Origin of the sequence: Sphingomonas sp. CCH21-G11, assembly GCF_001555965.1 — a bacterium.
In the GTDB taxonomy this organism is placed as follows: domain Bacteria; phylum Pseudomonadota; class Alphaproteobacteria; order Sphingomonadales; family Sphingomonadaceae; genus Sphingomonas.
This window is the reverse complement of record NZ_LSHX01000034.1, coordinates 24,574-42,769: the sequence shown is the minus strand read 5'-3', so window position 1 is coordinate 42,769 and position 18,196 is coordinate 24,574. Positions and strand designations below refer to the sequence as shown.

Annotated in this window: 17 protein-coding genes and 2 tRNA genes; 10 read left to right on the top strand and 9 right to left on the bottom strand. The window is 65.9% G+C overall.

From position 1 onward, the window contains the following. Nucleotides 1-286, top strand: a 286-nt coding sequence (locus AX676_RS10075) for an alpha-hydroxy-acid oxidizing protein (protein WP_197417168.1), incomplete at its 5' end; no start/stop codon positions are given. A 37-nt stretch (nt 287-323) separates the two neighbouring features. Here the strand turns inward: AX676_RS10075 and AX676_RS10070 are convergent. Both AX676_RS10070 and AX676_RS10065 read right to left on the bottom strand, forming a co-directional pair. Next, nucleotides 324-1,514: an enolase C-terminal domain-like protein gene (locus AX676_RS10070; protein ID WP_066478036.1), complete on the bottom strand. Its 1,191-nt coding sequence runs from the start codon at nt 1,512-1,514 to the stop codon at nt 324-326. Next, nucleotides 1,511-2,272, bottom strand: a complete 762-nt coding sequence (locus tag AX676_RS10065; protein ID WP_066478039.1) for a ribonuclease activity regulator RraA — start codon at nt 2,270-2,272, stop codon at nt 1,511-1,513. The genes AX676_RS10070 and AX676_RS10065 overlap by 4 nt, the downstream gene beginning before the upstream one ends. 161 nt (nt 2,273-2,433) lie before the next feature. On the opposite strand from AX676_RS10065, the gene AX676_RS10060 reads away from it, so the two are divergent. Both AX676_RS10060 and AX676_RS10055 read left to right on the top strand, forming a co-directional pair. Continuing rightward, the gene (locus tag AX676_RS10060; protein WP_156437677.1) at nt 2,434-3,714 is read left to right on the top strand and encodes an MFS transporter; all 1,281 of its coding nucleotides are present in this window, start codon (nt 2,434-2,436) and stop codon (nt 3,712-3,714) included. 25 nt (nt 3,715-3,739) lie between these two features. Beyond that, entirely contained in the window at nt 3,740-5,377 is a 1,638-nt protein-coding gene (locus tag AX676_RS10055) for a hypothetical protein (RefSeq protein WP_156437678.1), read from the top strand. Nucleotides 5,378-5,404: 27 nt separating this feature from the next. Here AX676_RS10055 and AX676_RS10050 read toward each other — a convergent pair whose 3' ends face one another. The 3 genes from AX676_RS10050 to AX676_RS10040 form a co-directional block, all read right to left on the bottom strand. Beyond that, nucleotides 5,405-6,244: an SMP-30/gluconolactonase/LRE family protein gene (locus AX676_RS10050; RefSeq protein WP_066478043.1), complete on the bottom strand. Its 840-nt coding sequence runs from the start codon at nt 6,242-6,244 to the stop codon at nt 5,405-5,407. A 47-nt stretch (nt 6,245-6,291) separates the two neighbouring features. Continuing rightward, nucleotides 6,292-8,925, bottom strand: a complete 2,634-nt coding sequence (locus tag AX676_RS10045) for a TonB-dependent receptor (RefSeq protein ID WP_066478048.1) — start codon at nt 8,923-8,925, stop codon at nt 6,292-6,294. 189 nt (nt 8,926-9,114) lie between these two features. Further along, complete coding sequence (locus AX676_RS10040; RefSeq protein ID WP_066544246.1) at nt 9,115-9,891, bottom strand: NAD-dependent epimerase/dehydratase family protein; 777 nt, start codon at nt 9,889-9,891, stop codon at nt 9,115-9,117. Between the two features lie 87 nt (nt 9,892-9,978). On the opposite strand from AX676_RS10040, the gene AX676_RS10035 reads away from it, so the two are divergent. Together AX676_RS10035 and AX676_RS10030 are read left to right on the top strand one after the other, a co-directional pair. Then, on the top strand, nt 9,979-10,671 hold the full coding sequence (locus AX676_RS10035) for a GntR family transcriptional regulator (protein WP_066644608.1): 693 nt from the start codon (nt 9,979-9,981) through the stop codon (nt 10,669-10,671). 78 nt (nt 10,672-10,749) lie between these two features. After that, nucleotides 10,750-12,252, top strand: coding sequence for an aldehyde dehydrogenase (NADP(+)) (locus tag AX676_RS10030; protein WP_066544241.1), 1,503 nt, complete (start codon nt 10,750-10,752; stop codon nt 12,250-12,252). A 68-nt stretch (nt 12,253-12,320) separates the two neighbouring features. On the opposite strand, the gene AX676_RS10025 is transcribed toward AX676_RS10030, so the two are convergent. The 4 genes from AX676_RS10025 to AX676_RS10010 form a co-directional block, all read right to left on the bottom strand. Continuing rightward, nucleotides 12,321-12,394, bottom strand: a tRNA-Gly gene (locus AX676_RS10025). A 54-nt stretch (nt 12,395-12,448) separates the two neighbouring features. Next, nucleotides 12,449-13,030 (bottom strand): hypothetical protein, encoded by a 582-nt coding sequence (locus tag AX676_RS10020; RefSeq protein ID WP_066480279.1) that lies wholly within the window; start codon nt 13,028-13,030, stop codon nt 12,449-12,451. A 110-nt stretch (nt 13,031-13,140) separates the two neighbouring features. Further along, the gene (locus tag AX676_RS10015) at nt 13,141-13,971 is read right to left on the bottom strand and encodes an alpha/beta fold hydrolase (protein ID WP_066480278.1); all 831 of its coding nucleotides are present in this window, start codon (nt 13,969-13,971) and stop codon (nt 13,141-13,143) included. 247 nt (nt 13,972-14,218) lie between these two features. After that, nucleotides 14,219-14,304, bottom strand: a tRNA-Tyr gene (locus AX676_RS10010). 130 nt (nt 14,305-14,434) lie between these two features. Between AX676_RS10010 and rlmB the strand changes: the two genes are divergently transcribed. The 5 genes from rlmB (at nt 14,435) to AX676_RS09985 (ending at nt 18,138) form a co-directional block, all read left to right on the top strand. Next, nucleotides 14,435-15,181, top strand: a complete 747-nt coding sequence (gene rlmB / locus AX676_RS10005; protein ID WP_066480277.1) for a 23S rRNA (guanosine(2251)-2'-O)-methyltransferase RlmB — start codon at nt 14,435-14,437, stop codon at nt 15,179-15,181. A gap of 54 nt (nt 15,182-15,235) precedes the next feature. Then, a complete protein-coding gene (argB, locus tag AX676_RS10000) occupies nt 15,236-16,135 on the top strand; it encodes an acetylglutamate kinase (protein WP_066480276.1) in 900 nt (299 codons plus the stop codon). 107 nt (nt 16,136-16,242) lie between these two features. Beyond that, nucleotides 16,243-16,557 carry a YggT family protein gene (locus tag AX676_RS09995; protein WP_066480275.1) on the top strand — a complete coding sequence of 105 codons (315 nt, stop codon included), beginning with the start codon at nt 16,243-16,245 and terminating at the stop codon, nt 16,555-16,557. A 44-nt stretch (nt 16,558-16,601) separates the two neighbouring features. After that, nucleotides 16,602-17,495, top strand: coding sequence for a bifunctional methylenetetrahydrofolate dehydrogenase/methenyltetrahydrofolate cyclohydrolase FolD (gene folD / locus AX676_RS09990; RefSeq protein WP_066480274.1), 894 nt, complete (start codon nt 16,602-16,604; stop codon nt 17,493-17,495). 22 nt (nt 17,496-17,517) lie between these two features. After that, the gene (locus tag AX676_RS09985; protein ID WP_066480270.1) at nt 17,518-18,138 is read left to right on the top strand and encodes a MarC family protein; all 621 of its coding nucleotides are present in this window, start codon (nt 17,518-17,520) and stop codon (nt 18,136-18,138) included. The last annotated feature ends 58 nt before the right edge of the window (nt 18,139-18,196 follow it).

Here is an 18,196-nt window from a genome sequence, read left to right as displayed (position 1 = left end):
GGTGATGTCGTCGGCACGCGCGCTGCCGACGATCGCGGATGCGGTCGGCGACCGGCTGACCGTGCTGGTCGACGGCGGGGTGCGGTCGGGCCTTGACGTCGTGCGCATGCTGGCGCTCGGCGCACGCGGCGTCCTGCTCGGCCGGGCCTGGCTCTATGCCTTGGCCGCAAGCGGCGAGGCCGGCGTCACCAAGCTGCTCGGCCTGATCGCCAGCGAGATGCGGGTCGCGATGACGTTGACCGGCGTCAATCGGATTGCCGCAATCAATCGATCGATTCTGGTCTGAGGGTTGCCCGTCGGGCCGTGTCGTCGGCTATGAGCGCCTAACGCCCGCCGACGATCGGGAACCAGTCCGGGCGGCGCGGATCGACGCGAAAGCGCGCATAATAGTCGCCCTTCTCCTCGAACAGACGCGCGTACTTCGCCATCTTTTCCTCGTCGAGTGCGACGCCGAGGCCCGGTCCGGCCGGGACGTCGATCATGCCGTCGCGATATGCGAACTTGCCGCCGGCGATGATGTCGTCCTCCAGATAATGATAATGCGCGTCGCCCGCGACGACCATTTCGGGGATGGTGCTGGCGGTGTGCAGCATCGCCGCCAGCTCGATGCCGAACTCGGTGCCGGAATGCATCGCCACGCCGACGCCGAAGGTCCGGCAGGTATTGCACAGGTCGCGCACGCCCAGCGGCCCTTCCCAATAATGGATGTCGGTCAGGATCAGGTCGGCCGTATCGCGGCGGATCGCCGGGCCGAGATCATCGAAGCGCGCGGGGTACATGTTGGTCGCAATCGGAATGTTCACGCGGCGGCGAACCGCGTTCAGGCCCTCGATCCCCCACGCCGGATCCTCATACCATTCGAGATTGATCCGCTCCAGCCGCCGCCCGATGGCGATTGCGGTCGGTACCGACCAGGTGCCGTTCGGATCGATGCGCAGGTTGAAGGCGTCGCCCATGCGCGCGCGGCACGCCTCCATCGCGGCGGCTTCCTCCTCCGGCGCCATTACCCCTGCCTTGAGCTTGGCGGAACGGATGCCGAGCGTCTCCGCCAGTTCCTCGCAATGATCGGCGATGTCCTGGGGATCGGCGTCGTCGCCGCCGCCGGGGCGGTCATAACGCCAGAACAGATAGCCGATGAACGGCAATCGCTGGCGCAGACTGCCGCCGAGCAGGTCGGACACGGATCGCCCGGTCGCCTTGCCCTGGATGTCGAGCAGCGCCATCTCGATCGCCGCATAGATGCGCGCGTTGGGCATGAAATAGGTGTTGCGCAGCGTCCGCTGCTTGATCACGCCGATATGGTAGGGATCATGGCCGATGATCCGCGACGCCAGCCGCTCGAACGCGGCACGCTGGTCGCCGCCGCCGACCTCGCCAAGCCCGGTGATCCCTTCGTCGGTCATGATCTCGATGATCGTGCGGACGAAATAGCCGGGATGGACGCCGGTGTTCGACCGCAACGTGGCGCTGAGCGGAATAGCGACACAACGTGCCCGTGTTCCGGTAATTTTCATACGACAGACTCATCCTGAAAATGTTGCGAGCCGGGTCTGCCGCGTTCGACCCAGGCCTCATATTGCCGCATCGCGGCGTCATCCGGCGGATAAAGGCCGGTGACCGGCCGCCCCGCGCGAAGTTCGACGGCGATGAAATCCTCCACATCCTCCTTGCGAACGGCCAATCGCGCGACCTCCGCCGCCATCGCGCGCGGGATGACGACAATCCCCTCATCATCGCCGACGATGATGTCGCCGGGGCGCACCGACACCCCGCCGCAGGCGATGGCGAGCTGGACATCCTCCGGATGATGGCGGACGACCACGGGCGGCGCGGCTGGGGCCGAGTGGAACGCCGGCATGTCGAGCATTCCGATTTCGGGCGAGTCCCGAAAGCCCCCGTCCGTGACGATGCCGGCGACGCCGCGTACCTGCATGCGCAGCGCAAGCAATGCGCCGCCCGAGGCACCCGCTGCGTCACCGCGCGAGTCGATCACCAGCACCGCCCCCGCGGGGACGGTTTCGGTCGTGACGCGTTGAAGATCCGTGCGGCTATCGCGTTCGAACAGGCTGTCGATGTCTTCACGGCACGGAATCATGCGCAACGTGTAGGCGGGTCCGACCATGCGCACCTTTCCGGGCTGAACCGGCCGAACCCCCTGCATGAACACGTTGCGCAGGCCCTTGTTGAACAGGATCGTCGTCAAGGTCGCGGTGGACGCCAGGCGAAGTTGCTGCGCGATGTCGGCTTCAAGCGCCTGTGATCGCTCGGGCATGAAAGTCTGGACCTTTGTTCAGCAAAGTGACTGGGCAACTGATAGTCAGGCGGCGGACAGCTCGTCAATCAGAAATATATAATCTATAATCGTTGACGCGCCGGCTGTGCGACGGCAAGCTGGCCGCACCGATTCATTCCGCCGATGAACGCAGCAGGGCCATGCGCGACAACCCAAATCCCGACACATCCACGCTGCCGATCGTGCCCACCATGGCCTGGGTCATCCTGGCGCTGACATCGCTCGATTCGATCCTGGGCATGATCGACCGTCAGGCGATCTCTGTCCTGAAGGCAACGCTGCGGCTCGAGTTGGGGATCGGCGACGCGCGGTTCGCGGTGCTGGTCGGCATTTTCCTGACCACTTATGCCATCTTCTATCCGATCTGCGGGCGGCTGGTCGATCGCTTCGGCAGCCGGGCCAGCCTGACCGCATTCATCCTGATCTGGTCGGCGGCGACGGTGATGAGCGGGCTCGCCAATTCCTACCATGAACTGCTGGTCTTTCGGGCCGTACTCGGCGCGGCCGAGGCGGGTCTCGTGCCCGCGACCATCGCGGCACTGGTGGTGTGGTTTCCCCGCGCCCGGGTCGCCACCGCATACTCGCTGCGCGCGGTGCTGGTGGCGCTGGGGCCGATCATGGCACCGCCCGTCATCGCGTGGCTCGCGCTGACCTATGGGTGGCGATACGGCTTCATCGTGCCGGGTTCGGTCGGCATTCTCTTTGCGCTCGCCTGGTACGCCGCCAATCGTAACCCGCCCGATTATGGGGAGAGCGAACCGGCGAAGCAGGCGAGTGACCTGAGCCCGATGCGCGAAGTGCTGGGCAACAAGATGCTGTGGGGACTGATCGCGGCGCGACTGATCAGCGATCCGCTGTGGTTTTTCATCCAATATTGGCAGGCCGGCTATTTCCAGGAAGTGCTGGGATTGACCCTGGGCGAGGTGGGCTGGCTCCTCTGGATCCCACCGCTTGCGGCGGCGCTGCTCGCGTTTCCGGTCGGCCAGGCTTCCGATCGGTGGGTCAAGTCGGGCATGGAGCCGGCACGTGCGCGGGTCCGGGCGATGCAACTGGTCGCTCTGGTCGGGCCACTGTTCGCAATCATTCCGCTGACCACCAATATCTGGGCGGCGATGGCCCTGTTTGCCGTGGTGCAGGCGGCGGCTCTGGTCTGGCTCACGCTCTCCAACATCCTTGCTGCGGCGCTGTTTCCGCGTCGCGCGGTCGGGACGGCGGTCGGCGTCCTGAACGCGGTCGGGACGGTCGGCGCTGCACTGTTCAATTTCGCAGTCGGCCCGGCGGTGGAGACCTACGGCTACACGCCGGTGTTCGTCGTCGGAGCGCTGCTGCACCCGCTGGCAGCGACGATATTGTTCCTTGCCTATCGGCGACGCGGCGCGAGCGGAGCCTCTCCAGCGCCCACTCGCGCCTCGGCAACCTGAAGCAAGCCAACGCGACAGCCGACGCATGGTGTTCAAGAAACCAATTTCTCAGGAAGTTCGGATGCGACTTTATCCACTCACGCTTCTCGCGCTGCCGCTGATTCTCCCGGCAGCCGAAGCTCAGACACCGGCGAGCCGCACAATATCGGCGCGCGAACGGCCGCCCGTGCACGTCCGCGTCGACCAGCAAATGGCGACAGGTCTCCGCGCCGGATTCAAGGGCGACCTGTCGCTTAACCCCTACTGGTTGATCGACCGCGACGGCGTTCCACATATCCTCGAACAGGATGGCGTTGCCCGGATCATTGCGACGCTCGCGCCAGCGGCCATGCGGTCTTCAGGGCACAGCCCGACGATCCGGATCGGCGGGATCGGCAGCGAACTGACCTTCTGGACCAGCACGGGCGAACCCAATCCCGATTGGTCGCAGGGGCGGCTGACCCCGCGTAGCATGGCGGCTCTTGCGACGCTCGTCAGGCGCACCGGTTACCGGGTCATCCTGACCGTCAATCTGGGCCAGTACCGCCGTGGCAACCAAAGTCCCGAGCGCGCCGCAGACATGGTCCACCATGCCAAGCTGGCACTCGGCGAAAGCCTGGCCGCGGTCGCAATTGGCAATGAGCCGTCGCTCGAGCCCTTCACCTACGACCGCAATCATGACCGCTCCTACCAGCCAGACGAGATTGACCTGTACTGGCAGGACTGGAACCTGTTTCGCTCGGCGATCCTGGAGCGGGTGCCCGGAATGCGCTTTTATGGCCCGTCCGATTTCGCCATCGACGACCACAACAATATAAAACCCACGATCTACGAAGGCTTTGTCGAGCGGCAGGCAGCGCTGCGCGATGCAACGGGCGTCGCTTCAGTCGATACACTCACCTACCATCACTACACCGCCACTGCCTGCGAGAACGCGGAACAGGCGACGATCCCGCTCCTCCTTTCTTCCGTTCAGCGCGAGCGCACCCGACGCGTGGCGCGCAGGCTGCACACCGATGCGGCGAGGCTGGGCGTGCCGGCGGCATTCGATGAGCGCAATTCGGCGTCCTGTGCTGGCAAAGCCGGGGTCAGCGACACGATGGCCTCTGCGCTTTGGGCGCTCGACGCGATCCTGCTCAATGTTCAGGAAGGCATTGTCGGGCAGAATTTTCACGCGATGCTCGGCCGGTGCGGCGATGAGAAGCCGCGATATGGCTGGTACACCCCGTTTTGTGCCGCGACTGACGCCGACGCCGTCGCGGGCAAGCTGATCGCGCAGCCGATCTTCTACGGCATGCTCGCGGCGCGACTGGTGCCGGATGGTCGCTACTTGGCGGTCACCCATTCTGGTCCGGAAACCCTGCGAATCTTCGCGGTTCGTGAAGGGCAGGACGCCGGGGCCAGGCTGTCGATCGTGGTCATCAATGTGGCCGATCCGGCACCCCAGTCTGCCGAGGATATCGTCATCGATCTCGGATCGACCTATATGGCGGCATCGTCCGTGACGCTTCAGGTTGCGGGGAAAGATGGGTTGCGTGCCACCAGCCAAGTCCGGCTGGGCGGCGGCGAGGTCGATGCGAAGGGCCAGCTGAACGGCATGAAGTGGCTCCCGCTTTCACTGTCAGGAAATTCGCTATCGCTGAGCGTCGCGGGGGCTACCGCGCAGGTCATTCGCATCGAGTGAGCAGGCGCGACGTCGCTGCCAGTCGGGTTATCCCCGCCAGGGAGGGATCACCGCGCCCGTCCAGGCCGCACCGACACGCAGTAGCGCACCATCGAGAGGACCTGACGTCAATCCGCCGGGCCCGCGCCGGGTTGTTACGTACAGGTCGCGTAGCACTCCGCCGCCGAAACATGGGCGCGTCGGCCAGGTGACGGGCAAATGCACCGTGTCGGTTAGGATGCCGTTCGCCGCGAAGCGATAAATGCGGCCGGCATCGGTCGCGGCGACCCAGTATCCGCCCTGCGAGTCCATCGCCGCACCGTCGGGCCGCCCCGCCAGACAGTTGAAGTCAGCGAACATATGACGACTGCCGATCGCACCGGTCACGACATTATAGTCGGTGGTCCAGATCCTTTGCACGTCGGGATGGCTGTCAGCCACGTAAAGCGTACGCCCATCCGGCGAGAAGGCGAGACCATTGATCGTCCGGAACCCGTCGAGCAGGCACCGCCAGCCGTCGCTGCTGCAAAAGGCATAAAGCCGGCCGCTCGGCTGGCCCTGGTTCGGTGCAAGTGCCAGCGTCCCGATGATCAGGCGTCCGATCGGATCCGTCGTCGCATCGTTGAAGCGGTGCGTCGCCGCCGAATGGCCCGGCGGCGCGCCCAGGAAGCGCGGCGCTTCGCCCCCTCCGATCTGCCACAGGCCGCGCGTGCCGCCCGCGACCAGGGTATCACCGGGTCCGGCGACGACCGCGCCGACCGGTTCGCCCAGATCCACGCTCTGGGTTCGACCGCTCGCTGCCTCCGTGACGTGGACCAGCCCCCCGGGAATGTCGACCCACGCCACCGCGTTGCGGCCCGGCAGCCACACCGCGCTTTCGCCCAGCATGGCCCGGATATCGCCGTGTGCGGCTACCGCTGGGGAGACACGCCCGGTCAGAACGTCGCCGAAAAGCCAAAGAAGAAGCGTCGGTCATCGATCAGCAACGAGTTCAGCCGCGAGGACACGCCGTCGAAGCGGCGTTCGGGGCGCCGCAACAGGTTCTGGCCGTCGACGGTCAGCTTGATCGTGTCGGTCAGATTATAGGAGAGCGTCGCATCGAGCTGAGTCTGGTTGTCGACATAGCGGCTGCCGCCGAGCGACGCGGACTGGATCGCAAGCAGATAGTCGCTTCGGAAAGTGTAGGCGACGCGCCCCTGGACCGCGCCCTTCTCGTAATAGCCGATCAGGCTATAGCTGTGGGTGGACAGGCTGGGCAGCGGCAAGGTGTTGCCTGTCAGCTCGTCCGGTGTCGGAGTCGAGCTGTCCGCATAGGTGTAGTTGGCCTGGACCCCCAGTCCGTCGAACGGCGCGGGCAGGAAAGACAAGGCGTGCTGGTAATTCACCTCAAAGCCGCTGACACTGCCGTCCTCGCCATTTTCAGGCCGTGTGATCTGAAAGACATTGCCGGTGCCGTTGGGGTTGATGAAGCCCGGAATCGTCTCCGATGTCACCACCGACCGGGTGAACGAGCCGACGGTCTTGTGGAACAGCGATACCGCCAACAGGCTCGCATTGGCGAAGTACCATTCGACCGACAGATCCGCTTGCTCTGCCCGATACGGATCGAGCAGCGGATTGCCCCCGGTCCCGGTATTGCTGACGATCGAGACCGCCGATCCGGCGGACAAGTCGCTGAGCGGCGGCGACGCCACCACGCGTGCCGCCGACAGGCGAAGCACAAGCGTGTCGGTCAGGTCGGCGACCAGCGTCGCGCTCGGCAGGAAGTCGGTATAGTCAGTCGAAAAGGTAACCGGCAGGACCTGAGCGCCGGAGACGACGTTGCCGGATGACGATCGGCTGGTCCAGATGTAGCGCGCGCCGACATTGCCGCGCATCGGCACGCCCAGCAGGTCGAACTTCAGATTGGCCTTGGCATAGATGGCATTGGTGGTCAGCGTGACCTGGCTGACGCTGGTCGGCGAGATCGGGGAGGCTTCATAGCCAAGGGACGACCGCGCCGCGGAGGCGTCGACACGACCGGTCAGGTAGCGGCTGGGAAAATCGCCGCTGGACCCGGGAAAAACGCCTCGGTCGAGCAAGCCGGTATAGCTGAGCGCGGGGATTTCACCCGGCGTGACCGATCCATCGCGGTTCGCATCAGCGACCGCCGCGATCTCGGGAAGCGTGATCGCCTGAACCCGCCGTGCCGTGTCGAAGCTGCGGTCTTCGTGCCGATAGCCGAAATCGAAGCTGGCGAGGGGACCCCACGCCGCGTCGTAGGTGAGGTCGAGGCGGCCCGCATAGCCTTCGTTATTGATGATATTGGAGTTTTCCGAGATCGATGCGACGCGGTACTGTTCGGGATCGTTGATGTCGAAGTTCGACGTGAGCGCATAATTGGGCAAGTCGGTGCCCGCTGCGAAGTCATAGGTGACATTTGCCGTCCGGCCGGGACGCGGGGCGATCACGAAGGTGAACGTGCCTGCGTCGATCGGAGATTCGCCGCGGCCATAGGAGCCGTCGGCCACGATCTTCAACCGGTCCTTTTCCCAGATCGCGCGCGAACCGATCTGGAAGACATCCGATTCATCTTCTTCCTCAAACACCAACGGCCGCAGCGTGACGCCGTTGAAGGTACCCGAAACGACGGTGCGGGCATCGTCGATCCGCGCGCCGACATCGTTGCTGTTCAACAGGATTTGCTGGTGGACCGGCCGCCCCTTCGCCTCGAACTTGTTGTATGTTCCCTCGAGGAGCAACTCGAGCTCGTCGGTGGGCTTCGCCTGGAACGAGCCGTTGAAGGTCAGCCGCTCGACGCGGCGGGGAACGCGGATCAACTGCAGGCGGGCCGGGCGGAACAAATTGGCGTCGTTGACCCCGTCCCCCGTGCCGTCAATGTCGCTGACGCGGGTATAGTTCGCCACCTCGAACCGCTGCTGCTCGGTCTCGAGAGCTTGATAGGCAACATTGACGAGCAGCCCGAGCTTGTCGCCGCCGAAGCGGGTTGAGTAGAGTGCCGAGCCCCGGAACCCGAGATTGCGGTTCAGGTCGCCGTATTGACCCTGTGCACGCAGCGCCACGGTACCGTCGGGCAGGTCCAGCGGCCGCTTGGTACGCAAGTCGACGGTGCCGCCGAGTGCTCCCTCGATCTGGTCGGCGGTCGGCGACTTGTACACGTCCACGCCGGCGATGATGTCGGATGCGATCACGTCGAGCCGAGCCGAGCTGCCCGCATTGGCGCCGATGAAGGTTCGGCCGTTGATCAGCGTATTGTTGAGCGAAATGCCCCGGATCGTGAAATCCGCGCCTTCACCCCGAAAGCGCGTGATCTGCAGACCCGGAATCCGGCTGAGGCTGTCAACGACATTCTGGTCGGGCAGCTTGCCGATGTCCTGTGCCGAAATGGAATCAACGATGCCCACCGCATCGCGCTTTGTATCGATTGCCGCCTGAATCGACCTGCGAATGCCGGTGACCACGATATCGTCGTCGACAGTTTGGGCCTCCGCCTGGGGAACGTCGGCCGGACTGGTTTCATCGGCCGGCGTAACCTGCGCTGCCGCCTGACCGGTCAGCATCAGCAACATGAGTAAAGCCGTTCCCGTCGATGCCAGCAACCGTGCCCTAAAGATCATCCTACCCGCTCCCACCATTATATGGAATATATAATGTAGAGTCGTTCAAGGGCTGTCAATCGCCGATCCTGACGGGTCGTTTTCAAGCGGTTCAGCAGCGACAATGGCCTGAAAGCGCCCGATTCATCCGCCAGGACCGATCTAGATTCCCGGGGTCGCCGCAATAAAGCGGCCGCCGACTCGCCCTGTCCCCGCCTGATCGGTGGCATCGTCGGCCAGCTCGAACCGCGCCGCATCGTCCTGCGGGTTATAGCCGACACGGCACCATGCATCACGATCAACGTTTGCGGCGGCATTGGCCGAAAATCCCCACAAGAGGTGATGCCCACCCGCCGGATCGCGAATACAGGCGTCGACGAGCCGGACGCAGTCGGCGGGGCTGAGCCACGTCACACGCTCGCGCGCCGTCATCGGGATGGGCCGACAGGTTCCGATGCGCAGAATGTAGACGTCTCCGCCCCCGCGCGCATGATGCAGGGTCAGCAACGCCTCGGCCGCCAGCTTCGAAACGCCGTACAGGCTATCCGCCGGTGATGGGGTCCGATGATCGAACCGCATGTCGAAGGGTGCATAACCGGCGGCATGCAACGAGCTGGCGAAGATGATCCGTTGGCCAGGCCGCACCGCGCGGCATAGCGTCAAGGTCGCCGCGACATTACGATCGTGAAGCAGGTTCCACTCGGCATCATCGGCGTGACCGGCCAACTGGACGATGGTGTCGACGTCCGCGCATGCTCGCTCCATTGCCGCCGCGTCGGTAATGTCCAACTGAATTTGCGCGACGGAGCGGGCCGCCAGTTCCGCATTCGGCTCGATATCGGCAGCGACAACGACATGACCCCGGCTGACCAATGCAGGCACCAGATTACGGCCAATCCGCCCGGAGGCACCCGTGACCAGAACATGCTTGCCGACCATGACCAACCCTCTTTGATATTCTATTCTATATAATTATATGCTCTTGCTAGCGGGATGTCGGTCCAGAGCAAACACGGAAAGAGAACGATGACGGGTATTAGGGCGGGCAAGATCGATCCGACGACGGCGACGATGTATCTGCGCGTGACCGAGGCACTGCGTGGTGACATCGTGGCGGGCCGGCTGAAGCCGAACGATCGCCTGAAAGTGCCTGAGCTTGCCGTTGCCCTTGGCGTTTCACCGTCACCGATCCGCGAGGCGCTTCAGAAGCTCCAGTCGGAGGGACTCGTCACCCTCAAGCCGAACCATGGCGCGGTTGTGCGCGGGATCGACGCGGAGGAATTCGCGCAATTGCTCAGGCTGCGCGCCGCGATTGAGGGTATGCAGGCCAGCCTGTGCGCGGATCGAGCTTCCGCGGCATTCATCAGCCGCTTACGCACGCAGGTCGAGCGGTTCGGGCAAGCGATCGACATCGGCGATCGCGACGCGCGGCTGAAGGCGAACGCAACCATCCACAAGCTCATCAACGGGATCGACGGCAGCGTGGTCGCGCAGGAAATGTTGACGCGGATCGATGCGATCACAGCGGCGGTGCGACGCGAATGGCCGCTAGGCGCCGACCGGCTCGACGCTGCGCACCGCGAACATGTCGCCCTTGCCGATGCCATCGCCGACCGCGACCGCGAGCGTGCCGCCAAGGTGGCGCGCGATCACGTCCTGGCCACGCTGAACGACATTCTTCAGCATATGAAGGTCGCGGAAAGCTTCGCCTCCGGCTGAAGATTCACAAGCCTGGAAGTGTGCTCAACTGTTTCGGGAGGATCGATCTTGACGGAGGCTGTCCAGCTCACCGGTGCGATGTTCATCGGCGGGGTTTCGCGGTGGAGCGAGACGCGCTTCGCGGCGTGGGATCCCGCGTCGGGCGTGGCGATTGAGGATGTGTCGTTCAGCGTGGCGTCTTTGGCCGACGTCGCCGATGCGTGCGCCGGCGCCGACGCGGCGTTTCTGCCCTATCTCGCGCGATCACTCGAAGACCGCGCGCGGTTCCTGGAGGCGATTGCAGACGCGATCGACGCGCTCGGCGACGGGCTGATCGAGCGCGCCATGCGCGAGACCGGGCTGCCGACCGCGCGATTGGTCGGTGAACGCGCCCGCACCACCGCGCAGCTGCGCCTGTTCGCCGCGACCGTGCGCGACGGCGTCTGGCAGGCGCGCCGCCATGACCCCGCCGATCCGGCGCGCGTGCCGCCGAAGCCCGAACTTCGGCTGCGCAAGATTGCGGTCGGCCCGGTCGCGGTGTTCGGCGCTTCCAACTTCCCGCTCGCCTTCTCGGTCGCAGGTGGCGATACCGCCGCCGCGCTCGCCGCCGGATGCCCGGTGGTGGTCAAGGCGCATCCGGCCCATCCCGGCACGTCGGAGCTGGTGGCCACCGCCGTGCTGCGCGCCGCCGCGATGCTCGGGATGCCCGACGGCGTGTTCTCGTTGCTGGGCGGGCCGTCGCACGATATCGGCACCGCGCTGGTGGCCGATCCGCGCATCCGCGCGGTCGGCTTTACCGGCTCGCGCAGCGGCGGCATCGCGCTGATGAAGGTCGCCGCCGCGCGCCCGGTGCCGATCCCGGTCTATGCCGAGATGTCGAGCATCAACCCGGTGGTGCTGATGCCCGCAGCACTCGCCGCGCGCGGCGACGCCATTGCCGACGGGTTCGTCGCGTCGCTGACGATGGGGGCGGGGCAGTTCTGTACCAACCCCGGCCTGGTGCTGGCGATCGAGGGTCCGGCGCTCGACCGGTTCCTGGCGCGCGCGGCCGCAACGCTCGCCAATGCCCCGGCGCAGACGATGCTGACCGCCGGCATCCACCAGGCCTATCAGGCGGGGCGCTCCCGACTGGCCGCGCATCCCGATGTGCGGCTCGCCGGCGAAGGCCTGGCCGAGACCGGCCCGACCCAGGGCCGCGCGGCGCTGTTCGAGCTCGCTGCCGGCGCCTTCATCGCCGACCCCCGACTGGCGCACGAGGTGTTCGGCGCGACCGCGCTGGTAATCCGCTGCCGCGACCTCGCCGAACTCGGGCACGTGATCGCCAACCTCGAAGGCCAGCTCACCGCCACGCTCCACGCCGACGACGCCGATCACGCCGACGCGATCCCCCTCATCGCCCGGCTCGAGCACCGGGTCGGCCGCATCCTCGTCAACGGCTGGCCGACCGGGGTCGAGGTCTCGCCCGCCATGGTCCATGGCGGACCGTTCCCCGCCACCTCCGACGGCCGCTCCACCTCCGTCGGCACCCTCGCCATCGACCGCTTCCTCCGCCCCGTCTGCTACCAGTCAGTCCCCGATGCGCTCTACCAGAGACTCGGGTGACAACGTGCCGGTAAAGCTCTCATATGACAGCGGATACTAGGAGCTCGGACGTTTCGGGAAGGGGGCGGTGGAGCGGGTAACGGGAATCGAACCCGTATATTCAGCTTGGAAGGCTGCTGCACTACCATTGTGCTATACCCGCGCACGCGGCAGGCGAGCGCCTTAGCCGAAATCGCGCGCGGCGGGCAAGCCGACTTTAGCGGGCGGCGGTAGCCGGTCGTATCGACTGGCGGGTATAAGCCTTCAGCACCTGGCCCTGGTAAAACACAGCCGATCGGCCCGTGACGAACAGACTGACGATCGCCGCGCCGACCGGATTGCCGAACCGGCCACCATTGTCGACGGTCCCTCGCTCATAATAGGTGCCGGACACCGGGAGGGTGCCCCCGGGGAGGTCGATGCTGCGCAGTTCGATGAGCAGCCGGCCGGGCTGGCCGGGAATGCTTCGACGGGTCACGCCCATTACGCGGCCGGTCGCCTGTGTGCCGGCGGGGATCACCACTTGGCCGTTCAGCTGCACATCGTCGGTAACGGTCAGCCCAAAAATATCGCCTTCCTCGGCATCCTTGCTCGACAAAGTTACGTTCAGTCGCAGCGACACTTCCGTGTTGACGGGCAGGCCGCCACGCCGATCATCGTGGGTGGCGATGCCATAGGGAACGGGCGGGCCGAATACCGACCGAGAACCACCAGCTCCCTCGGCCGCTGCGGCCCGCGGTTCCGGCGTGGCCGCAATCAGTGCCAAGCCGCCCAACATCACGAATCCCGCTCGCATCATCCATGCTCCACGCCAAGCATCAAACGCGCGCAGAATAGGCGATGTTCGCGGCAAGCGTGAGGGGCGGGAGGCGACGAAAACGCTGCGCCGCCGGCGGCAAACTCGGCCGCCTATCCCGAGATAAAGGCCAGCAGGTCCGCGTTCACGATGTCCGGGTGCGTGGTGCACATGCCGTGCGGCAGGCCCGCATAGGTCTTGAGCGTCCCATGGCGCAGCAGCGCGACGGCAAGCGGTGCTGAGTCCGCGTAGGGGACGATCTGGTCGTCGTCGCCGTGCATCACGAGCGTCGGCACGTCGATCTGCTTCAGGTCTTCGGTGAAGTCGGTCTCGCTGAACGCCTTGATGCAGTCGTAATGTGCCTTGGCACCGCCCATCATGCCCTGCCGCCACCAATTCTGGATGACGCCCGGGTCCACCTTGGCGCCCGGCCGGTTGAAGCCGTAAAACGGCCCTGAGGGAATATCGAGGAAGAACTGCGCGCGATTGGCGACGAGCGCCTGTCGGAAGCCGTCGAATATCTCGATCGGGAGACCGCCCGGATTCCGGTCCGACTTGACCATGATCGGTGGCACCGCGCCGATCAGCACCGCCTTTGCGACGCGTCCAGGCTTTGCGCGCGCGACGTAACGCGCGACCTCGCCGCCGCCGGTCGAATGGCCGATATGGATAGCGCCGCGAAGGTCCAGTGCATCGGTCAGCGCCGCGACGTCGGCGGCGTAGCTATCCATTTCGTTACCGCTGTCGGTCTGGGTCGAGCGGCCATGGCCGCGGCGATCGTGCGCAATGACCCGGAAGCCCTTGAGCAGGAAGAACATCATCTGATTGTCCCAGTCGTCCGCGCTGAGCGGCCAGCCGTGATGAAAGACGATGGGGGTCGCGTCCTTCGCGCCCCAGTCCTTGTAGAATAGCCGGGTGCCATCGCTGGTCGTCACGAAAGTCATGCGCTCGGTTCCTTTTCATGCGGGGGCAGGGAAGGCGATGCGGCTCATATCCTGTCGCGCAGGCGGATTGACGATGCCGGCGCACGGAGCTTCGGGTCGAGCCAAGATACCGGCGCGCAAAATCGGCCGCGCGCATATGGAAGATAGCACGCGGGTGCCGGTCGCTCCATCCGGTTCATGTCGGCAGGTGGAGACAGGCCGTCCGACGGTCGGGACCGGCAGCGATCCGAAAGGGCGTTGCCGCCGGTGGTGGACAGGGCTGGATTCGAACCAGCGTACGCTCACGCGGGCAGATTTACAGTCTGCTGCCTTTAACCACTCGGCCACCTGTCCATTGGGCCGCCTTGTCAAGCGAGCGGGTGCCAATGCCGAAGCGGGCACCCCCTGTCAACGCCTTGCACGCCGCCGGCACCGACCCTAGCGTCGCGCGCGATCATCCTCGGCACGAAAGGACCCTGTTTCCATGGCAAGGCGCGGCCATCGCCCCTCGCAACCTCATTCGGGCCGCCCCCGCTTCTGGGGCCGCCACGCCGTACTGGCGGCGCTGGCCAATCCGGAGCGGACGGTGCGCAAATTGTGGGGCACGCGCGAAGCCTTGGCGGCGCTCGATCTGCCGCCGGTGCTGCAGATCACCTATGCCGACGTGGCCGACCTCGCCCGGCTGGTGCCGGGCGACGCCCCCCACCAGGGCCTGGTGGCGGAGGTCGAGCCGCTGGAGGACATGTGGCTCGGCGACCTGCTGGAGCAGGGGGTGAACGACACGCGGCCGATCCTGATGCTCGACCAGGTGACCGATCCGCACAATGTCGGCGCGATCCTGCGTTCGGCGGCCGCGTTCGACGCACTGGGCATCGTCACCCAGGACCGGCACTCGCCACCCGAATCGGGCACGGTCGCGCGGTCGGCATCGGGCGCACTGGAGGTCGTGCCGTGGGTGCGCGTCGTCAACCTCGCCCGCGCGCTCGACGAGATTGCGGAGGCCGGCTATTGGCGGATCGGGCTGACGGGCGCGGTCGACACGACGCTCGCCCAGGCGCTGGGGCCGGGCAAGGTCTGCCTGGTGCTGGGCGCGGAGGGCGAAGGGATGCGCCACAACACCCAGGCGCATTGCGATACGCTCGCCCGGCTGCCGATCGGGCCGAAGGTCGAGAGCCTCAACGTGTCGAATGCCGCCGCGATCGCGCTCTATGCGGTGGCGGCGCGCAGCTGAGCCCGGTGCGCGCGACGGTTCCCGCCCGCCGCATTCCACGCTAAGGGCGCGCGCATGACCAATCACAGCCCCGATCCGGCGATGCTCGCCAAGGCCGAAACGCTGACCGAGGCGCTGCCCTATATGCAGCGTTATGCCGGCGCGACCTTTGTCGTGAAATATGGCGGCCACGCGATGGGCGATGCCGAGCTGGCACGCGATTTCGCCGAGGACGTCGTGCTGATGAAGGCGGTGGGCATCAACCCGGTCGTCGTCCATGGCGGCGGCCCGCAGATCGGTGCGATGCTGAAGCAACTGGGCGTCGAATCGCGCTTCGTCGACGGCTTGCGGGTCACCGATTCCGAGACCGCGCGTGTCGCGGAAATGGTGCTGTCGGGTGCGATCAACAAGGAAATCGTCGCCTGGATCGGCGCGGCGGGCGGCAAGGCGGTCGGCATTTCCGGCAAGGACGGCGGTTTCGTGCGGGCGGCGAAGGTGACGCGCACGACGCGGGACCCGGACAGCAATATCGAAAGCGTCGTCGATCTGGGCTTTGTCGGCGAACCCGAATCGATCGACCGTACGGTGATCGACACGCTGACCGCGGCGGGCATGATTCCGGTGATCGCGCCGATCGGCATCGGCGCCGATGGGCAGACCTATAACATCAACGCCGACACGATGGCGGGCGCGATCGCCGCCGCGCTGGGGGCCGAGCGGCTGTTCCTGCTGACCGATGTCGCCGGCGTGCTCGACAAATCGGGCGAGCTGCTGACCGACCTCGATCCGGACGGCGTCGCCGCGCTGCGCGCCGACGGGACGATCACCGGGGGCATGATCCCCAAGCTCGAAACCTGTGTCACCGCTGTCGCGGGCGGGGTGGACGCCGCAGTCATCCTGGACGGGCGGGTCCCGCACATCATGCTGCTGGAGGTCTTCACCCGGCGCGGGGCGGGCACGCTGGTGCGGCGATAGGTAAATCCACGCGCGACGGCGGCAGCGCGCGGCGCGGTCCGGCCGGGCTTGTTTCGGGTCGAGCCTTTCCTGTATCGCGGTCCTAACACAGTCGCTGGAGACCGGGCTTGACCACCTTCCTACTGATCCTGTTCGACATCATTCAGGTGCTGCTCAACGTCGTGTGGTGGATCATCATCATCCAGGCGATCCTGTCGATCCTGATCGCGTTCAACGTCATCAACACCTATAATGATTTCGTCGCGGGGCTGTGGCGCGGGCTCAACACGCTGACCGAGCCCGTCTATCGCCCGATCCGCCGGATCCTGCCCGATCTGGGCCCGCTCGACCTGTCGCCTTTCGTCGTGCTGATCGCGATCTCGATCATCGGCGACATCATCATCCCGCGCATCGCGGCGGCGCTGATGACCGGCGTCGCCTGAACGCGGGTGGCGTGCGGCCGCACCAGCGGCTAAGGGGCGTCGCCATGACCGCCGCTCTCATTGATGGCAAGGCGTTTGCGCAGGGCCTGCGCGACCGGATTGCTGCGCATGTCCCCGCCTTTTCGGCGGCGTCGGGCGGGCGCGTGCCGGGGCTGGCGGTGGTGCTGGTCGGCGAGGATCCCGCGTCCGGCGTTTATGTCCGTGCCAAGGGCAAGGCGACGCTCGCCGCAGGCATGGCGAGCTTTGAGCACCGGCTGACCGCGGACATCGCCGAGGCCGATCTGGTCGCGTTGATCACCCGGCTCAACGCCGACCCAGCAGTCGACGGCATCCTCGTCCAGCTGCCCCTGCCGGCGCATATCGATGCGCAGGCGGTGCTGCTCGCGATCGACCCGGCCAAGGATGTCGACGGCTTTCACCCGGTCAATGCCGGGCGGCTGGCAACGGGCATGCCCGGCTTCGTGCCGTGCACGCCACAGGGCTGCCTGATGCTGCTGCAGGACCGGCTTGGCAGCCTGGCGGGGCTGGATGCGATCGTGATCGGCCGATCGACGATCGTCGGCCGTCCGATGGCCGCGTTGCTGACCGCGGCCGATGCGACGGTCACGCTCGCGCATTCGCGCACCCGCAACCTTGCCCATCACGTCGCCCAGGCCGACATCGTGGTTGCGGCGGTCGGCCGCGCGCATTTCGTGCGTGGCGAGTGGATCAAGCCCGGCGCGACGGTGATCGACGTCGGCATCAATCGCGTCGACGGGCGGCTGACGGGCGATGTCGATTTCGACGGGGCGGCATCGGTCGCAGCCGCGATCACGCCGGTGCCGGGCGGCGTCGGCCCGATGACGATCGCGTGCCTGCTGCGCAACACGTTGATCGCGGCGCACCGGCTGGCGGGAGTCGCGCTCGACCTGGCCGCCGTCGACGTCGGCGCGGCCTGAGCGCGGGCGGGGGCATCGGGCGATGACCGAATTGTTCGTATCGGCGTTCATCACGCTGTTCGTGATCATCGATCCCCCGGGATGCGCGCCGATCTATGCCGGGCTGACCACGGGGGCGGGCGCGGCGCAGCGCCGGTCGATGGCGGTGCGTGCGGTCGGCATCGCCGCGCTCATCCTGGTCGTCTTTGCCCTGTTCGGCGAGGATCTGCTGCGCGTGCTGGGCATCAGCCTCGACAGCTTCCGCATCGCGGGCGGCATCATGCTGTTCCTGATCGCGCTCGAAATGGTGTTCGAAAAGCGCACCCAGCGGCGCGAGGATCGTGCGCAGAAGATCATGGACACCCCCGAGATCGAGGATGTTTCGGTCTTTCCCATGGCGATGCCGATGATCGCGGGTCCGGGGTCGATCGCATCGATCATGCTGCTGATGAGCCGCTCCAACGGCACCGCGGAATCGTTGGTCGTCCTTGCCGCGCTGGCGCTCAACCTGCTGCTCACCCTGCTCGCGCTGATTGCCGCGGCGCCGATCATGCGGGTGCTTGGCGCGAAGATCGAAGCGGTCATCACCCGCCTCCTCGGCGTCCTGCTCGCCGCGCTCGCGATCCAGTTCGTGATCGACGGGGTGCGTGAGAGCTTCGTGTAGGTTGACTTTGCCTGAAACGCGGAATCTCGCGAAAAACCTAGCTGAATTGCTGTTATAG